The following is a 16,447-nucleotide window of genomic DNA, read 5'->3' as shown; positions in this document are numbered from 1 at the left end:
TAATCTGTTCAAATTTTAGTGTATCCATTGTTCTAAAATTGTTGGTCTGGCTCTCCACAATCAATTTTCATGCCTCTGTGTGTTCTTCTCAATATCATGTAGGATTCATGAGATTTAAAATTTAAGTTGCCTATAACATCTGTATAAACGAAACTCTATTGCGTCTATCCAACGTCAGAAGATGTATAGAGGTGTGTGTGTGTAAGTTATTTTGTGATTTTTACACTTGCCAAAACGGCGATAGAAAGCCCGACCCCGCTGACCCCCAGCATACAAAGGATTTCAAAGAGAGTTATTTATGACCTTGGCGGTGAAAACACCGCCAAGCACGTTGAAGTTGGTGTTTTTCACTAACTTCGGCAGAATCGGAGAAAATTACTTTTTCTCCAACTTTTTCAATTCTTTCTCAATAAAGTCTTTTGAAAGCCATTTTGTACCCATCATCACACCTTCAATGGTTTTGGTTTGGTTGATGTCTTTCAACGGGTTGCCTGTCAATAACACCAAATCCGATACATTACCGGGCTTAATAACACCTGAATCCGTTTTGTTGAGGTAAGAAGCCACATTGACCGTGCCAGCACGTAGCGTTTCGTAGGGTGTCAATCCAGCATCCACCATGTATCTCATTTCGTGATGAATCGAAAAACCCGGCACATTGAAATTTTGAGGGGCATCAGAGCCCAACAAAATTTCAACGCCGTTTTTCTGACATTCATAAATCAATTTTCGACGAATTTGGATCAGTTTTTCTGCTTTTACTTTGGAAAAATTGGGGTTGGAGGTGTAGGTGTTTTTGGCATTTACCCAACCCTTTATCGTTTCCGGTTTCATGTATTTCATTTCAGGATCATTTAGATATTCTTCGGCCGGCAGCGGCGAAAGCCAACGCTCCGCTAATGCCTGTGTAGGTACTACTCGGATACGATTGTCGCGTAAGCCGGCCATCAATTTTGGAATCAGGGAAGCATCTGCCCGATCTCCAATCCACGACCCGAACAAACCCGTTTCCTGTTCTACCAGCGTGTCAATCCCCGGCGTGATGGCTTCAATAAAACCATCCAAGTGATCAATGGTGGAGTACTTTGCCTCAATAGCCCGCCACACTCCAACGTTGAATGAAACGTGACCCACGAAAGGAATTCCCACTTCTTTTGCGGTTTTGGCAATGGCTGGAAAGGTTTCTTTCGTCAAGCCCGGGTGTAATTTTAGGTAATCGTACCCGGCGGCTTTTTGCTCACGAACCATTTCCGCCCCACGCTCGGCGGTCTTTACGGTCTGACCGCTGAAGGAAGGGCCGGTAGTGTAAAAATGAGGGCCGAGAATGGTTCCGTTGTTGATTTTGCTTCGTAATTCAAGGTGTCGAGTATGGCCCAACATTCCCCGAATCGTCGTGATTCCGTTGGCCAGATAGAGCATCAATACCTCTTTCATCGGTTCAATATCATCAATCGGTGGGACGTGGGCGTGGATTTCTGCCCAGCCAGGAGTCAAGTATTTTCCTTTGGCGTTAACGACAAACGCCTCTTTGGTGAATTTGACTTTTCCTTCGTCACCCATGGCCATTATTCTACCATTTTTTACGACAACCGTCTGATTTTCAATCACTCGTTCCCTGTCCATGGGAATGACATTGACCGACCTGAAAACGATTTCGCGTTGGCTGTTATCAGTCAGTTCCTGCGCTGAAAGCACATAGCAGGGAGCTGAAAGCAGTGCACTTAACAGAAGAATAAATAAATTTCGCATAGTGATATAGGTTTATAATTGGACATCTATTCATTGACGGAGCAACTGCTTACTTGGTAAATTTTGCCGTCGGCTTTGGTAAAAAGGTACAATTCGCCGTTCAGCCCCTCTCCCATTCTGGCATCGGGTTTTGCGTTGCCGGTTAAGGTTTGTAAAGTAGTTACCTGACCATCATATTGCAATTCCAATTCCTGAATGGGCGCCTGTTGCCCAAGTATTAGTTGACTGTTTTCAACGCAGAAAATACGCCCGTTGGCAATGTCACCAAAAATATATTTCCCCTTCAATTGCGGAACGGCGGTTGACGTATAGACAAATCCGCCCGAAATGGATTTGCCCTCGTCGTGGTCATACTGAGCCACGGGATAGGTATAGTGAAAGGAAGCATCGTTTTTAGGAAGCGCGTAGACCACGCTCATTTTTCCACTGTGATTGATAACAAAGGTACCCTCGCGCTCCGGCCATCCATAATCGGCCCCGGCTTTGCCAATGTTCACTTCTTCCATTTGGGATTGTCCAATGTCCGTAATCAGCATTTTCCCGTCGGGCGACCAAACGATACGATTGGGATTACGAAATCCCCGACAATATACTTCCCCTGCCGCACCAACTTCTTTTACAAATGGGTTTTCGGTCGGAATTCCATACTGCCCATTCTTGCTGTTTTTTCCTTGCGGGTCAATTCGCAACACCGAGCTCCAAACGTGGCTTTTATCGTTACAAAGGAAATAATAACCGTTTTCGGTGGCTCCGCCGTCACCCAAACCAATGTACAATAAACCGTAATCAGCGCTCCTGGGAGTAGCCAGCGGATTGAAAGTCACTTCCTGCACTCCGTGAATGGGAGAAACCATATTGATTCGGAATAACTCCCGCCCTTTTCCCGAAAAAGTCGGTGATTCGGGGTTTTCCACTTTCCATTCCCGGAGCACCCACTGCAAGGTTACTTTGATGGAATCTGCGTAGCCGAAATCGGGAGTCGCAGCTTTTCCTTTTTCAGTGTGCGTGGTATAAAAAAGCCCATTCGTGTAAAAATCGGGGTGAAAAGCAAAACTTCCTAAACCCGTACCTAACCCCGGTGCAGGAATAAAAGCAGGAATTTCTTTCGAAATATCCATGAATACGCGCAGCTCTTTACCTACCATTTCGTACAGTTTTCCCCGCAAATCCACCATAAATAAGCGGTCTTTCTTCCCAGGCAACTTCAGGGTTTTGTTAATTCGGGCTAAGGGATATGCCTGAGCGGTAGCAGGGGCCGTCATTAGGTAATCCAATTTGAGACGCAGACCGGATTTGGCGATTTTTTGAGGCATGGGGTCTGTTATCGGTATTCCCAAATAATCAGGAGCCGCTGAGACAACCTCCGCTTTCCTTTTGGAATGAATAAAGGCCATGATGGATTCTACATCGGATTCTTTCAAGGCGGAAAAAGCAGGCATGACCTGTTTGTATTCCTCAAAAAGCATAGCCGCTCGGGCATCTCCCGAACTGACCAACGCCGGCGCATTTTGGATCATTTTTTTCAGCCATTCCTGCGTCACTTTTGAAGTCACTTCCGAAAGATTGGGGCCAATTCCCTTTTGCAGAAAATTATGACAGGCCGAGCAATTCGCCTCGAACAGAACCTGACCTTTGGCAATGTTTTTTTTGTCCGTAGAAAATAAGGAACTGCCGTCACCCGAAGCAGCCTCACCAACTCGCAAGGCCGACGAATGGGTGGACGGCTTACTGTTTTTGCAGGAATATAACTGAAATAGTACAATTACTAAATAAAATCCCTGCGTGAGATATCGACGACTTACTGAATCAATAGGGTTGACTATTTTCATTGGTTTTTGAGTTGTTTGCTTAAGACGGAGAATACGGAAGGGTTGCCTTTGGTGAAAAAGCAACAACTCCCGTAAATCTCCCGATAGAAAGTTAAACCCTGCCCAAAAACCGCTAAAAACGCTTATTGATTGACCAACGGTGCCACTCGTTTACCAATTAATTCGATGGCTTGCAAGAGTTTAGTATGGGACAAACCTGCATTGTCCATTTGAAAAGTAAGCCGTGAAATACCGCCGAGAGCCTCACTGTGTCTACTAATTTTTTCGGCAACTTCTTCCGGTCCACCTATCAGCAAAGCTCCCAACGGACCTCTTTGAGCCTCAAAATGTTCGCGCCTTACGGGCGGCCAGCCTCTTTCCTTCCCGATTCGGATAAAGGTTTCGGCATATCCCGGATAAAAATCGTCAATCGCGTCCTGCGTTGTATTGGCCACATAACCAATGGAATGCAAGCCCACTTTCAGTTTTTCGGGCGCATGACCTGCCCTTTGTCCCGCTTCTCTGTACAGGTCAATCAGTGGACGAAATCGGTGCGTTTCTCCCCCAATGACAGCCACCATCAACGGCAGTCCGAGCATACCGGCGCGAACAAAAGATTGAGGCGTCCCACCTACACCCACCCAAATGGGAAAGGGATTTTGTTGCGGCCTTGGATAAATAAGCTGATTTCGGAGGGCAGGGCGAAATTTCCCCGACCAATTGACGAGTTCATTATCTCGAATTTTTAATAAAAGGTCTAATTTCTCCGAAAAAAGGGCATCGTAATCCTGTAGGTTCAATCCAAATAACGGAAAAGCTTCGGTGAACGAACCGCGTCCTACTACCATTTCGGCCCGGCCTTTAGAAATCAAATCCAAGGTGGCAAAATTTTGAAAAACGCGGACTGGGTCGGCGGCGCTAAGTACGGTTACAGCGCTCGTCAGGCGAATCCGGTGAGTTCTTGCGGCAGCGGCGGCAAGAATGAGAGTTGGGGCAGAATCCAGAAATTCTTTCCGATGATGCTCTCCAATTCCAAATACATCAAGACCAGATTGGTCGGCCTTTTCAATTCGTTCCAATAATTGAGCCATTGACTCCGTACTGCTGATTTCAGCACCCGTTTGGGTAGCAGCTACTGCTGCAAAACTATCAATTCCTATCTCCATCTTATTTTTAACTTAGTTGCCAATATTGAATTAGTTGTTTAAGTTATGGGCAGTCGGGTCAGACGGTAGTCAGACCCAAGAGAGCAGCAGACGGTCTGACTACCGTCTGACCTATATCCGCAACGTAACAAACCATTACAGCCAATATTTCTAAACAATACACAAAATTCAGCACTAAGATTCGTTTATTGACGATTAACTGTCCGGAAAAGCAATAAATACAAATTATCGAGTATTGAACTTTCAGTCCGCGCTTTTTAGGTCAAAGATAACACAACGGACAACCGAACTCATGAAAAAACAATTGGCTGAAGCACGATGGTACCGTATTATTCCCATCGCTTTTATTACCTATAGTCTGGCTTATCTTGACCGGGCCAATTTTGGGTTTGCAGCGGCAGGAGGCATGAACGAAGATCTTCACATTACCAAAGGAGTTTCTTCCCTGCTCGGCTCACTGTTTTTTTTGGGTTATTTCTTTTTTCAAATACCCGGTGCCCATTACGCCTCCACTAAAAGTGCAAAGAAACTGATTTTTATTTCCTTGATTTTGTGGGGAACACTGGCAGCGGCCACGGGGATGGTCAGCAACGTTACCATGCTGATTGTGATCCGATTTATGCTTGGGGTAGTAGAGAGTGCCGTCATGCCTTCCATGCTTATCCTTCTCAGTCAATGGTTTACGAAGCAGGAGCGTTCCAGGGCCAATACCTTTCTGATTCTGGGAAACCCCGTCACCGTTTTGTGGATGTCGGTTTTGTCAGGCTATTTGATTAACTCAATGGGTTGGCGCTGGATGTTCATTATTCAGGGAGTTCCGGGTATTTTATGGGCCTTTGTGTGGTGGTTTATGATTGATGAAAAACCAAAGGATGCCAACTGGCTTACCCCGGAGGAAAGAACAGCCATTGAAGAACGATTACTGCAGGAACAGCAGGAAATAAAACCGGTGAAGAATTACGGGCAGGCGTTTCGCTCTAAGGCGGTTATTCTCCTGTGTCTGCATTATTTTCTATGGAGTCTTGGTGTGTATGGGTTTGTCATGTGGCTTCCTACGATTATTAAAAACAGTCCTCAAATGGACATTGTTACGACCGGTTGGCTGTCGGCAGTGCCTTATATTGCGGCTATTTTGGGTATGCTCGGGGCTTCTTATTTTGCCGATAAAACCCTGAACAGGAAGCTTTTTATCTGGCCGTTTTTATTGATTGCTTCGATTGCTTTGTTTGGAAACTATCTTTTGGGGGATTCCAACTTTTGGCTGTCGTATTCTTTATTAGTAATCACAGGCGGTACTTTATACGCTCCTTACGGCCCGTTCTTTGCCCTGATTACCGAATTTCTCCCCAAAAATGTAGCCGGTGGAGCCATTGGACTCGTCAATAGTATGGGTGCTTTGGGTTCGTTCATCGGTGCCTATTTGGTGGGTTATCTCAGCAGCCTGACGGGAAATTTTAATGCTTCCTATATTTTGATGTCAGTAGCGGTTTTGTTTTCTGTTCTACTGACATTGATAATTGCAAAGCCTCAGGAAATAATTGAGGCTCCCCTTGTTTCGGGCAGTAATTCCTGAGAAAAAATGTTAATATATTGATTAACAAGTCAATATACCCAATACAATACGCATAAAAGGAACAGGGTGTAGTGTTTCTCAACACTACACCCTGTGTTTGAAGTTATTCTTAGTTACGACTTTACGGTGTCAAGCACATTTTTGGCCGAAGAAGCCAGTAAAAGTACGTCTGCCCCCAGCGTCAGCAATCGAAAACCCTGTTTGATTCGCTCTTTTGCCTGATTGGGGTCGCCAACAAAAGCACCACAGGCAATACCCGCTTTTGCGCAGGCCTGCACTACTTTTTGTACTTCGACTTCAATCTGCGCATTTCCCAAATCATTTTGCAGGTTCATGCTGCCGGCCAAGTCCAACGTACCGATAATGATACCGTCCAGCCCTTCTATTTTCAGGATGTCATCAATGTTCTGAACCGCATTGATGTGCTCAATCATAAAAATAGCGGCCACTTCGTCATTGGCTGATTTTATATAATTGCCCAACTTGAGGCCGTATCCCTGAGCGCGGGCCAGTCCTATTCCTCTTTCACCCAGAGGTGGATATTTTATAAATTTTATGGCTTTTTCGCCCTCTTCCCGGCTATTGACCGACGGAATTATAATTCCATCTGGACCAATATCCAGAATACGTTTGATAACGGTTTGGTCATTATTGTCAACGCGCACCACTGCTTTGGTGCCCGTTCCAGCAAGGGCCTGTAACTGAGCCAAAATCGTTTCCAAACCCATGGTGGTATGCTCTGCCTCAATCCAAACCCAATCAAAACCGAGGTAACCGATCAGTTCTGCAATTTGAGGATTACCGATGGTAAGGGTTAAGCCATATACTACGTCTCCGGAATGAAGTTTTTCTTTAAAGTTCATAGTTTCCGGATTTTAAATCATACCGAGATTCAACATAAGGGTATGCGAATCATACGGAAACCACCATAATTCCGCCAGTTTTTCACCTTCAAAACGGCACAGGATGTTGTAATGGAATTTAATTGATTTACCATTCGGCGGTGTGCCATCGGGCAATGGTCCGGTAAACGTACCCACAAGGGAAAGTTCCAGAGTCACCATATCTCCTTCGCCGAATACGTTATGAATGGTATGCTTCCCATCGGGGAAAGCAATTTCTTCTGTTACATAAAAAAATCCGCTTAACGATTGATTACCGCGAAGATCACCGGGAACCAGGTGATGGTGTCCTACAAAGTCTTCCGAAACCATGTCAAGATAGTCGTAGAATTTTTTGGCATCATTGCTTTCAACAATAAAGCGCATTACATTTTTGTTGCGTTCAACTGAGTTCAGTTCCATAAAGTTGTTGTTTGAAAAATTAAGGATTAAACAGAATGAGTTAAAGTTAGGATTCACTAACCCAAAGATAGGAAACTTTTCAAAAGTTAAAATCACGGCAATTAATTTATTAATTTTTGCAGAGGAAAAAAATTGATTTAACGGTCGTTTTTCTCCCCTCTGATGCAACCTAACGGCCCCTTTTTGCATCTTCCAATCGCTAATTATCCGGTTTTTATCCTTTACTTCTAAAAAAGAATGCCTACCGCCACCAAACGTAACCATTACGTGGATTGGGTCAGAGTTTTGGCCTTTTTCCTACTGATTTTTTTCACTGTGCCATGCCGTTTGTTACTTTTGGATGGGAAGTTAAAAACGCCGAAACCTCCGTTGGGCTAAGTCGCCTGATCTATTGGCTTCATCAATGGCGACTCCCGCTTTTGTTCTTTATTTCCGGAGTTGGAATCCATTTTTCGCTCCAATCAAGGTCGGTATTCTCGTTTGCCAGAGAGCGAATTGTGCGATTATTTATTCCGTTGCTTTTTGCCATGTTCTTCACCATTCCCGCTCAGGTCTATATTGAACGACTGCAAACAGGTCAGTTCACAAGTTCCTATTTAGACTTTTATCCCACGGTTTGGGAATTAGTGCCCTATCTGGAAGGCACGCTCACGTGGAGTCATCTATGGTTTGTGGTGTATCTTTTCGTGTTTTTACTTTTGCCGGTATTTGCCATTTTCAAAATCAAAGCCATAAAAACCTTGAAAGAAAAAATTGCCAATAGCTTCACTCATCCCTTATTGGCATTTTCTTTATTTATCCCTTTTACCCTCTATTATTTTACCCTTTACCTCGCCTATCCCGAACAGCAAAGCTTGCTGGATGACTGGTTTCTGTTCATTTTTTCGATTACCTTAGTTGTGTACGGGTATATTCTGGGAGGAAGCCAATCTTTTTGGGAAACGTGCGAGAAATACCGTTTTTACTACCTAAGTACCGCCTTACTCTGTATCGCCGTTCTTTATTATGAGTTTTGGTGGAAATCAGAATTGCCCAAAGTCACTGACAGCCGTTTATATCTATACGGCACCCTAAACTCTATCCATATTTGGACGCTCATTTTAACTCTGTTGGGATTTGCAAAAAAACATTTGAACTTCTCCAACCGATTTTTGAAATACACCAACAAGGCTGTGTATCCTTTTTATATTTTGCATCAAACCGTCATTGTGGTTTCGGGGTATTTTGTGGTACAGTGGTCACTGCCCATTTCGGTTAAACTTGTCCTTTTGATTTTCATCTGTTTTCTTACCGTTTTTGCTATTTATCATTGGTTGATACGGCTATTTATTCTTACAAGAATTCTGTATGGGCTTAAACCAAAGGAAGTTGAACAATAAACGTTGTTCCCTCCCCTTCTTTAGTTTCCATTTCCAGCGTCCCACCATGACCTTTGGTTACAATGCCGTAACTAAGTGAAAGCCCCAAACCCGTGCCTTCGCCCGTGGGTTTGGTGGTGAAGAAGGGTTGAAAGATTTTGTCTTTGATAGCATCGGGAATCCCGTTTCCGTTATCTGCCACTCGGATTGCAACTCTATTATTCACACATTGAGTGGTTAGAATGACTTTGGGACGATAAACGTCGGCAACCTTGCCGACGTTAGGCTGTACGGCGTAGAAAGCGTTATTGAGCAAATTTATCAGTGAATTTGATAAAAAAGGGTTTATTGCTATACAGCGTACACTTAATTCTGATACAGATTTCTTAGACCTTTTGCAAAGCAATCTAATATCAAAATGCTGATAATCAAACAAGTAAAGCATAAGCAATGATTACAACTTAACATTCATTTAATGGTTACTACCGTTTCCAATGGTTTTACCACGGTAGCGGCCACGGCCACTTTCGTTCCGCTCGCCAATGCCAATTTCAGCATTTATATCAGCCGTGACTTAAAATTGGCCGCGGGAGATAAAGTCAGGATTTCTGTGAGTGATGATATTTTTGGAACACAATACATCGCTTCTGACAAATCTTTTTTCGACGTCCACTTAGCTACAAAATATTAAATAGGTATTCGTCGAGAACTTGCCCGTATCTATCTACTTTCAGCGCCTTTTTTAGGTTAAAATCTTGCAAACATTTACTTTTTCCATAAGTTTGCCTTTATAACTATTTAACCTCCTTGTTTACTATGAAAAAATGGATTACTGCAGTCTTTGCACTAACGGCGATTGTGTCGTTGGTTGCGCTCACTCCTTCAACCATCTCGACGAAATCTGCCGACCCGCGTGAGGATAGCCTCGCTGCCGACCGTGCTAAGTATGCGAAAGAAGTAAGAGCGGCTATTGCGGGGAAAGAAAAGACGAATGCCGAAGAGGTATTTAAAAACATCAAAATTTTCAAAGGCCGTCCTGCGGAGCAGGTAATCGGCATCATGGAAAATGGCTGGAGTAAAGCATTGGGCGTAAGCTGCAACCATTGCCACGACGTAAAAGACTGGTCATTGGATACAAAAGGTGATCATGCCATTGCTCGCGACATGGTAGCCATGGTTGGAAAAGTTAACGATGATCTGATTGCTACGATGCCTTCGTACGCTACAAAAGAGCGTAAACCCCGCATCGGATGTACTACTTGCCACCGTGGTGAGTCACATCCTGGTCGTCCTAATGGTGCTCGTCCTGGTGGTCCACCAAGAAATTAATCTTTATAAAAACGTAGAGCCGCACCATTTTGCGGCTCTACGTTTTTATTATCCCGATTGTAAAATTTCGTAACTCTACGTTTTTACCCCTTTTTCAAAATTGTCGATTCTATATTGTCTTAGCCGCAAAATGGTGCGGCTCTACATTTACAACCCCAACACTTTCCGATTAAAGGCTTCATCGGCTCCCGTACCGGCAAAATCATCAAATGCTTTTTCGGTTACCTGAATAATGTGATCAGCAATGAAAGGTGCTCCTTCTGCCGCTCCCTGTACGGGCGATTTGATGCAACATTCCCATTCCAATACTGCCCAACCGTCGTAGTTGTACTGCGATAATTTTGAGAAAATACCACTAAAGTCCACCTGCCCGTCTCCTAATGAACGGAAACGGCCTGCCCGGTCGACCCAACCTTGGAAACCGCTGTAAACGCCTTGCTTACCGGTTGGATTGAATTCAGCATCTTTAACGTGATACGCAAAAATACGCTCGTGGTAAAAATCAATGAATTGGAGATAATCCAATTGTTGCAATACAAAGTGGCTCGGGTCATAGTTGATACCTGCACGTGGGTGGTTGCCAACGGCTTCCAAAAACATTTCAAAGGTAATACCGTCGTGAACGTCTTCACCCGGGTGAAGTTCGTAGCCTACATTAACCCCTGCTTCATCGAATGCATTCAAAATAGGTGTCCAACGCTTGCCGAGTTCGGCAAAGCCCGTTTCCACCAAACCCGCCGGGCGCTGAGGCCACGGATATAAAAACGGCCACAACAAAGCCCCCGAGAAGGTGACATGTGATTTCAATCCCATATTTTGAGAAGCTTTGGCCGCCCACATCAATTGCTGTACCGCCCATTCGGTACGTGCCTTCGGATTATTGCGAACTTCCGGTGCCGCAAAACCGTCAAACATAGGGTCGTATGCCGGATGAACGGCCACGAGTTGCCCTTGCAAGTGAGACGAAAGTTCGGTTACTTCTACGCCGATGTCCGCGAGTTTACCTTTGTACTCGTCGCAGTAGGTTTTTGACTCGGCAGCGGTTTTGAGGTCAATGCAACGCGGATCCCACGTCGGGATTTGAATCCCTTTATACCCCAAATCAGCCATGTAAGCGGCGATGGTATCCAATGAATTAAACGGGGCTTCATCGCCCATGAATTGCGCCAAAAATATGGCAGGTCCTTTGATGGTTTTCATTTTTTAAAATTGTGATTTTTGATTTAGTGATTAGTGATTTTTTACAATCTATCTAACACCTACTTACCCTTCTCTTGATTTTTAATTAAATCCCCTGTGGTTTTTCTTGATTTGGCCAATATTTGAAGTAATTGATAGCCTTCATCAATCAACAATGCCAACTTACTTTCAGAAACATAATCGGCATCAATACTATATTCTAACCAACCTACACTTTCATCTAACTCTTCTATTACCACACTTAATTTCGAGAAGAAATCATTATTACTCCTCGCCCTTCGTGCTGCACGATAATTGGAAACTGCCGACGACGAACTTCTGCTAAGTTGATAAGCTATGTTTTTAGCGGAAGGTGAATTTTTAATAAACAACTCATCACAAACCGGAATACACCTTATGCCAAAACTTTTAATTCGCTGGTACATTTTTTCAGCGAAATCAGCTTTAGGCACATAGTCTTGTTTCTCCATTTTGACAATTTTTAAATCACTAAATCACCAATCGCTAATTCACCAATAACTCAGTTCTTAAACTTCACCCACTTGCTGTTGCTTTTGCCCGAGGCAATGACTGTTTCGACAAACTGCATACCTCGGATACCGTCGTCGATGGTGGGGAAATCCAAATCAAATTCGTTGGGCTCTTCACCGTTCATACGTTTGCGCACGGTGCGGGCAAAATTGCGATAGACGTTGGCGAACGCTTCCAAATATCCTTCGGGGTGACCAAACGGAATACGAGTATGAGCATTGGCCGAATCGGACAATTTACCAACTGACGGTTGATAGATTTGGTATTCATCGGTTGTTTTATGATGAAGATATTGAGGTTTTTCCTGATGCCATTGCAAAGTCCCCAATTCGCCATATACTCTGATATTCAAGCCATTCCAGTCTCCGTTACAGATTTGACTGCAATGCAGAATACCATTAGCACCATTGTCAAAATGAAGCAACACATTGGCGTCATCGTCCAACACACGCCCTTCGACTACGCGGTTTACGTCGGCACATAATTCCGTAATTTTTAGTCCTGTGATATATTCTGCTAGGTTTTCGGCATGAGTACCGATATCTCCCACTGCTCCAGCAATTCCCGAACGTTTTGGATCAGTGCGCCATTCGGCCTGTTTAGCTCCTTCTTTTTCTATTGGAAAGGATAACCAGCCTTGCGGGTATTCTACAATGACCTTACGAATCGTACCTAATACTCCGTTTTTTATCAATTGGCGGGCTTCTTTGACCATTGCATAGCCCGTATAATTATGAGTAAGGGCAAAGGTTAAACCCGTGCTGGCAATCATTTCTTTGAGTTTTTTGGCTTCTGGCAACGAAAACGTAACGGGCTTGTCGCAAATCACGTGGAAGCCATTTTCCAAGGCCATTTTGGCCGGGGCAAAGTGCATGTGATTAGGAGTAACAATCGATACCACGTCGATACGGTCTTTGCGCCGTTTTTCTTTCTGAATCATTTCTTTGAAATCGCCATAGCAACGCGATGGGTCGAGCATGAAGTCTTCGCCGGAGGCTTTCGATTTCTCGGGAGTGGAGCTGAATGCTCCGCACACCAATTCTATCTCACCGTCGATTGCAGCAGCAATCCGGTGGACGCCACCGATAAATGCTCCCCGGCCTCCACCTACCATCCCCATTCTGATTTTTCGAGCCATATACTTGTAATTTTTTGTGGTTTGGTATTTTATTTAAAAAACTGGATAATTTGTTGACTGTTTTGCCTTACGGGTTGAATTTAAACAACTTTTTCGGCTACTCATTTAGTAGGCAAAGTAAAAAAATGGCTTTTTCTCACGAAGCTTGGGTAAAAAAAACAAAAAAACTACTTTGCGTCGTTGTAAGTACTATCTAATATCACCTTCAACCAAACCTTTCAAACACAATGATCAATAAAACCAGACTTTTTAACGGGAGCTGTTTTGCGCTTATCACCACGGCATTCTCATTCAGCATCCGAGCCGGTATTCTGGCGCAATTAGGAACAGAGTTTAATTTGACTGCTGAGCAGCTCGGCTTCATCAACTCCATGTGGTTTTTAGGTTTCCCATTAGCAATGATTATCGGGGGACTTGTTTATCACACAGTTGGCCCTAAAAAAATCATGATGATTGCGTTTGTATCACACGCATTAGGCATCTTATTGACCATTTATTCAGGAGGTTACATTGGCCTTTTAGTTTCTACATTCCTCATCGGTTTAGGTAACGGTTGTACCGAAGCAGCCTGTAATCCTATGATTGCTGACACTTATTCAGGTGCGGAAATGAGCAAAATGTTAAACCGTTTCCACATGTGGTTTCCCGGTGGAATTGTAGTTGGCAGTCTAATTTCAAAATTCATGACTGATGCCAATACAGGCTGGCAGGCACAAATATGGCTGATTATGGTTCCAACTTTAATTTATGCTTATTTGTTCTGGGGCCAAACCTTTCCAAAACCAAAAACCGAAGGTGTTACTTCATTGGGTGAAAACTTAAAGGCAATGGTTACCCCATTGTACATATTCATGTTTTGCTGCATGGCGATTACGGCTATCACAGAATTCGGTCCTCAACAATGGACAGGCTTAATCATGAGCAAATCAGGAGCAAGCCCCATGTTGATTTTGGCGTTAGTGACTGGGCTTATGGCCGTTATCAGATATTTCGCAGGACCTATTGTTGCTAAATTTGACCAAACCGGTGTGTTATTGGGATCAGCTGTATTTGCAACAATCGGCATCTATTTATTCAGTACCCAAACAGGTAGCATGGCTTATGTAGCGGCTATATTTTTCGCGTTGGGTGTAGCTTTATTTTGGCCAAATATGATTGGATTTATCGCCGAAAAAGTACCTCTTAGCGGTGCTCTGGGAATGTCCATTTTAGGTGGGGTGGGTATGTTTTCCACTTCCATCTTTCAACCCTTTATTGGACAATGGATTGATAGCGCCCGTGCTGAAAAAACGGCTATGGGCTTGACAGGCGATGAAATGGAATTGGCTGCAGGACAGGCAACCCTCAGTACGATGGTTTTGTTCCCTGCTATTTTGATTGTAGCATTCACCATTTTATTTTTCTGGATGCGTAATAGTAAAGCAACTACTACAACAGCTGCGCACTAATTCAATTCGTTGATAATAAAAAAAACCGTCGATTAGATTCGACGGTTTTTTTTATTGCACGTTATTAGGAATACCTTGCAAAGTCATGCCCCACTCCTACTTACAATACTGTTCCAACGAAACTTTAGCGGAAGGATAACCGAGACGATCGGCTTGTTTAAGATTCAGACACCCTTGATCTTTTTGTTGTAACATCAGTTGTGCAATGCCCAACGCGTGAAAGGCTTTGCTAAACTTGGTATCATTCTTCACGGCTTTTTCAAAATTTTCAATGGAACGCTTAAAATCACCCTGCTGAAACAATACATTGCCGCGGTTGTACCAAGCCATGGCGTTATTTTCATCCAGATTCACTGCTTGGTCAAAGTCACGTAAAGCAGCGTCTGTTTGACCTAATGCGGCCAATAACTGACCCCGATTTACAAATATCTCGGCATTTCGAGAATCCAAACGAATCGCTTCCGAATAATCTTTGAGTGCTCCCTGTCCGTCACTTTGGGCCACTTTCAACAAAGCTCGATTGTAATACGGACGGTAATAATCAGGTTTCAATTTGAGTGCCTGATCATAATCAAGCAAGGCATTGGTATATTCCCGAAGTTCATAATACACGACACCACGGGCGTTTAGAGCTTCATAGTTGGCGTTGTCGCCCTCAATGGCTTTGTTGAGGTAGGTAAGTGCATCTCTGAATTTCCCTTCTTTCATTAACGACTTTCCTTTTTCAAGCATATCTTCTGAAGAAAAACTACAGGATTGACTACTTAAAAGAAGAGCACTTAAACTGATGATTATGATGTATTTCATTGGTTTTTTAAAGGATTTAAGACCCAAAGATACGAGTGAATGGCCAATTGTGAATGAGCGAATATAGGTATTTATTCGCTGCACGGGCAGCCCCGTCATTCAACCATTTGCTCATTCACTCATTAGTTAAAAGACCGTTCAGTAAGTTTTCATGACATTTCAACCCGAATTTTATACTAATCAGAAAAGAAAACGCGTACATTTCAGTGCTCAAAATAATCACTTATAAACCTTACGAATGAAATGAAAAAGAAGTTAGCCGCGCTTATTATCAGCCTCTTGAGTCAGATGGCCGTAGCTCAAATTTCCAACGATAACAGTCTATCGGTACAGGTAGACGGCAAAGAATACAAAACGGCTCCGCGACGGATTCGCATCGGTAATGCCTGGTACGTAACGGCCAATGCCACAAGTCCCGACAAATCGCTGCGATTTTGGTTTGCCACCTGGACCAACAACGATACCCCGGAAGTAGGTCTATACAAAATTGTAGATGAAGAATTTAACGGTAAAAACACCGTTCAGCCCATTATGGCTGAGGGGAAATACAAAGGCGTAGCTTACGTAAAATACGTGGAAGAAACCCGCTCGCCGCGCATGGAATACCACGTCGGAAAATCACGGCGGGAAAATGGAGGTGAAATCGAAGTTACCAAAGCCGCCGACGGATTTTTGGAAGGCAAATTTTCCTGTACGCTCGACGGTACGCATTTCAAGGAAAAAACTTCGGCAACCGCTTTGGGAGGCTTGAATCGCTTAAAAGGCAAACTCGAAGACAAAGTATTTACGAGCGCTACGGGCTACGATTCTGACATTGACCCCGAAGGAAGAGGTTACAAAAAACAGGACGCCAAAGACGAAATTGTCTTAACCGTCGGGGTTTTTAAGCTGAAATTTGAGAAGTAAAATGAATGACGAAGGGTGTACGAATAAATGCAGAGCAATACTAAATTAGCCACAAAAAACGATGGACAAACAAAAAGCGACAGAAATTCTACTTTCCAAGTTAGATGAATGGGAAAAAATGCCCAAGCCT

General features: G+C 43.7%; 16 protein-coding genes. 6 read left to right on the top strand and 10 right to left on the bottom strand.

Features of this window, described 5'->3' with window-relative positions; genetic code table 11:
- Positions 1 to 375 precede the first annotated feature (375 nt).
- The 3 genes from Q0081_RS11840 to Q0081_RS11830 form a co-directional block, all read right to left on the bottom strand.
- Positions 376 to 1,749 carry an amidohydrolase family protein gene (locus Q0081_RS11840; RefSeq protein WP_298353216.1) on the bottom strand — a complete coding sequence of 458 codons (1,374 nt, stop codon included), beginning with the start codon at positions 1,747 to 1,749 and terminating at the stop codon, positions 376 to 378.
- A gap of 26 nt (positions 1,750 to 1,775) precedes the next feature.
- Positions 1,776 to 3,578, bottom strand: a complete 1,803-nt coding sequence (locus Q0081_RS11835) for a PQQ-dependent sugar dehydrogenase (RefSeq protein WP_298353214.1) — start codon at positions 3,576 to 3,578, stop codon at positions 1,776 to 1,778.
- A 122-nt stretch (positions 3,579 to 3,700) separates the two neighbouring features.
- Positions 3,701 to 4,723, bottom strand: a complete 1,023-nt coding sequence (locus Q0081_RS11830) for an LLM class flavin-dependent oxidoreductase (RefSeq protein WP_298353212.1) — start codon at positions 4,721 to 4,723, stop codon at positions 3,701 to 3,703.
- Between the two features lie 292 nt (positions 4,724 to 5,015).
- On the opposite strand from Q0081_RS11830, the gene Q0081_RS11825 reads away from it, so the two are divergent.
- The gene (locus tag Q0081_RS11825) at positions 5,016 to 6,296 is read left to right on the top strand and encodes an MFS transporter (RefSeq protein WP_298353209.1); all 1,281 of its coding nucleotides are present in this window, start codon (positions 5,016 to 5,018) and stop codon (positions 6,294 to 6,296) included.
- A gap of 113 nt (positions 6,297 to 6,409) precedes the next feature.
- Here Q0081_RS11825 and Q0081_RS11820 read toward each other — a convergent pair whose 3' ends face one another.
- Both Q0081_RS11820 and Q0081_RS11815 read right to left on the bottom strand, forming a co-directional pair.
- The gene (locus Q0081_RS11820) at positions 6,410 to 7,159 is read right to left on the bottom strand and encodes an HpcH/HpaI aldolase/citrate lyase family protein (protein WP_298353206.1); all 750 of its coding nucleotides are present in this window, start codon (positions 7,157 to 7,159) and stop codon (positions 6,410 to 6,412) included.
- A 12-nt stretch (positions 7,160 to 7,171) separates the two neighbouring features.
- The gene (locus tag Q0081_RS11815) at positions 7,172 to 7,600 is read right to left on the bottom strand and encodes an ester cyclase (protein ID WP_298353202.1); all 429 of its coding nucleotides are present in this window, start codon (positions 7,598 to 7,600) and stop codon (positions 7,172 to 7,174) included.
- Positions 7,601 to 7,872: 272 nt separating this feature from the next.
- Between Q0081_RS11815 and Q0081_RS11810 the strand changes: the two genes are divergently transcribed.
- Positions 7,873 to 8,979 carry an acyltransferase family protein gene (locus tag Q0081_RS11810; protein ID WP_298353199.1) on the top strand — a complete coding sequence of 369 codons (1,107 nt, stop codon included), beginning with the start codon at positions 7,873 to 7,875 and terminating at the stop codon, positions 8,977 to 8,979.
- Here Q0081_RS11810 and Q0081_RS11805 read toward each other — a convergent pair.
- Positions 8,954 to 9,274, bottom strand: coding sequence for a sensor histidine kinase (locus Q0081_RS11805; RefSeq protein ID WP_298353197.1), 321 nt, complete (start codon positions 9,272 to 9,274; stop codon positions 8,954 to 8,956). The genes Q0081_RS11810 and Q0081_RS11805 overlap by 26 nt on opposite strands.
- 159 nt (positions 9,275 to 9,433) lie before the next feature.
- Here Q0081_RS11805 and Q0081_RS11800 point away from each other — a divergent pair, with 159 nt between their 5' ends.
- The gene (locus tag Q0081_RS11800; RefSeq protein WP_298353195.1) at positions 9,434 to 9,649 is read left to right on the top strand and encodes a hypothetical protein; all 216 of its coding nucleotides are present in this window, start codon (positions 9,434 to 9,436) and stop codon (positions 9,647 to 9,649) included.
- Positions 9,650 to 9,774: 125 nt separating this feature from the next.
- Positions 9,775 to 10,287: a c-type cytochrome gene (locus Q0081_RS11795; protein WP_298353192.1), complete on the top strand. Its 513-nt coding sequence runs from the start codon at positions 9,775 to 9,777 to the stop codon at positions 10,285 to 10,287.
- A 147-nt stretch (positions 10,288 to 10,434) separates the two neighbouring features.
- Here Q0081_RS11795 and Q0081_RS11790 read toward each other — a convergent pair whose 3' ends face one another.
- From Q0081_RS11790 to Q0081_RS11780, 3 genes are read right to left on the bottom strand one after another with little or no spacing between them, the layout of a single operon-like run.
- Complete coding sequence (locus Q0081_RS11790; RefSeq protein ID WP_298353189.1) at positions 10,435 to 11,487, bottom strand: sugar phosphate isomerase/epimerase; 1,053 nt, start codon at positions 11,485 to 11,487, stop codon at positions 10,435 to 10,437.
- A 59-nt stretch (positions 11,488 to 11,546) separates the two neighbouring features.
- The gene (locus Q0081_RS11785; RefSeq protein ID WP_298353186.1) at positions 11,547 to 11,957 is read right to left on the bottom strand and encodes a four helix bundle protein; all 411 of its coding nucleotides are present in this window, start codon (positions 11,955 to 11,957) and stop codon (positions 11,547 to 11,549) included.
- A gap of 50 nt (positions 11,958 to 12,007) precedes the next feature.
- Positions 12,008 to 13,156, bottom strand: coding sequence for a Gfo/Idh/MocA family protein (locus tag Q0081_RS11780; RefSeq protein ID WP_298353184.1), 1,149 nt, complete (start codon positions 13,154 to 13,156; stop codon positions 12,008 to 12,010).
- A gap of 227 nt (positions 13,157 to 13,383) precedes the next feature.
- Here Q0081_RS11780 and Q0081_RS11775 point away from each other — a divergent pair, with 227 nt between their 5' ends.
- Entirely contained in the window at positions 13,384 to 14,604 is a 1,221-nt protein-coding gene (locus Q0081_RS11775; RefSeq protein WP_298353182.1) for a sugar MFS transporter, read from the top strand.
- A 96-nt stretch (positions 14,605 to 14,700) separates the two neighbouring features.
- On the opposite strand, the gene Q0081_RS11770 is transcribed toward Q0081_RS11775, so the two are convergent.
- Entirely contained in the window at positions 14,701 to 15,411 is a 711-nt protein-coding gene (locus tag Q0081_RS11770) for a tetratricopeptide repeat protein (RefSeq protein ID WP_298353179.1), read from the bottom strand.
- A gap of 243 nt (positions 15,412 to 15,654) precedes the next feature.
- On the opposite strand from Q0081_RS11770, the gene Q0081_RS11765 reads away from it, so the two are divergent.
- Positions 15,655 to 16,317: a hypothetical protein gene (locus Q0081_RS11765; protein ID WP_298353176.1), complete on the top strand. Its 663-nt coding sequence runs from the start codon at positions 15,655 to 15,657 to the stop codon at positions 16,315 to 16,317.
- Positions 16,318 to 16,447 lie beyond the last annotated feature (130 nt).

Source organism: Runella sp., from assembly GCF_027484545.1.
Classification (GTDB): Bacteria; Bacteroidota; Bacteroidia; order Cytophagales; family Spirosomataceae; genus Runella.
The sequence above is the reverse complement of the archived record's forward strand: the minus strand, read 5'-3'. Positions and strand labels throughout refer to the sequence as shown.